Here is a 1,869-nt window from a genome sequence, read left to right on the forward strand (position 1 = left end):
CCCGTCGAACCCGACGTATAGATCACATACGCCAGCCCGTCCCGAGCCACCGGAACGTCCGGAGCGTGCGAGGGCGACGCCGCCAGCAGCCCGTCGGAGAGTTGCTCGGTCGTCAGCGTCAGAAGGGCCTTGCTGTCGCGGAGCATGAAGGCGGTCCGGTCGGCCGGCTGTTCGGGGTCGATGGGCAGATAGCCCGCGCCGGCCTTCCACACCGCGAGGATCCCCGCGATCATCTCCGCACCGCGGGGCAGGCACAGAGCCACCACCGACTCGGGGCCGACGCCCTGGCTCACCAGGTAGTGGGCGAGACGGTTCGCGCGCGCGTCCAGCTCCCCGTACGACACGCGCGCGCCGTCCGCGACGATCGCCACGGCCTGTGGCTGCCGCGTCGCCCGCGCCGCGAACCGCTCGTGCACGAGCGCGTCGGACAGCTCCGTCGAGGTGTCGTTCCAGCCGACGAGGATCCGGTGCAGATCGGCCTCGCCCAGCACCTGAACGGCGCTCAGCGCGGTCTCCGGCCCACCGTCCAGCGCTGACTCCAGGGCGTTCACCAGGCCTTCCGCGGCCGTACGCACCAGTTGGACCACCGCGTGGGAGTCGATCGGGGGCACCGCGCGTACGGCGACGGACATGCTGTCGCCGTTGTCGTCGACCAGGCCGGCGAGCGGGTAGTTGGTGCGCTCGCGGGAGAGCAGCAGCCGGATGCCGTCGATCGCCCAGTCGGTGCTCTCGGGGGTGTTGTGCCGGTAGTTGAGGAATGAGGTGAACAGCGGTGTGTCAGCGGCCACATGGCCGGCCCGCTGCGCCACCGACAGGGGGGCGTGCTCGTGCTGCATGAGCTCGGCGAGCTGGCCGCGCATCGCGGCGACTGCTTCCAGTACGCCCAGTTCGCCGGTGCGGACGCGTACGGGCAGCGTGTTGATGAACGGCCCGGTGATGCGGTCCGCCCCGGCTCCGGCGCTCATCCGGCCGAAGAGCACCGTCCCGAACACCACGTCCGCACGCCCGCTGACCGCCGCGAGTACGCGGGCCCAGGCCAGGTGCATCACTGTCGCCGCGCTGGTCCCCAGGCGGCGGGCGACCTCTCGTACCCGGCCCTCCAGCTCCGGCGAGATCCGCTGGACGGCACGCACCATGTCGGCGCCGTCTCCTCGTGTCTCCACGATCCCGAAGGCGGCTGTCGGCTCCTCGACGTCTCCCAGCAGCCGGGCGAAGTACCGCTCGTGCTCGACGCGCTCCACCCCGCCGAGCACCTCGGCCACGAAGTTCCGGAACGGCAGCGGCGCCGGAAGCCGGTCGCCCCGCCCGGCCAGGTACGCCTCCACCTCCTCCAGCAGCACCTCCAGTGCCGTGTGGTCCTGCACCAGGTGGTGCACGCGCACCACGGCCAGCCACCGGCCCTCCGGCCGGGCCGCCGTGTGCACATGGACCAGCGGCGCCCGGCCCAGGTCCATGGACGGACCGCACGCCTCGATCAACGCGGCCACCGGGTCGGCGCCGCTCGGGTCCGGGCTCGTCTCCTCCACGGGTACGAGGGCCCGGCGCCAGACCACCTGCACCGGCTCCCGCAGGCCCTCCCAGGCGAATGAGGTCCGGAAGACGTCGTGCCGGTCGACCACCCACTGGAGCGCCTCGGTGAAGGCGTCGAGACGGGCCCGTGAATCGAATTCCAGGGCCGACACCAGGACGTAGGCGTCCTCGCCCACCTCCGCCAGCAGATGGTGGAAGAGGAAGCCCTCCTGCAGGGGCGCCAGCGGATACACGTCCGCCACATTGCCCGCCCCGCCCGGCACGCTCGCGACGATCCGCTCGATCTCCTCGGCCGTCAGATCCACCAGCGGCAGCATCTGCGGAGTGATCACCGTCGCA

1 protein-coding gene is annotated in these 1,869 nt (G+C 71.9%); it reads right to left on the minus strand.

The genetic code is table 11. The annotated features are described in order from the left end of the window. On the minus strand, positions 1-1,869 hold a 1,869-nt coding region (locus GTY56_RS11975), incomplete at both ends, for a condensation domain-containing protein (protein ID WP_161365043.1).

The organism is Streptomyces sp. SID5643 (genome assembly GCF_009872555.1).
In the GTDB taxonomy this organism is placed as follows: domain Bacteria; phylum Actinomycetota; class Actinomycetes; order Streptomycetales; family Streptomycetaceae; genus Streptomyces; species Streptomyces iakyrus.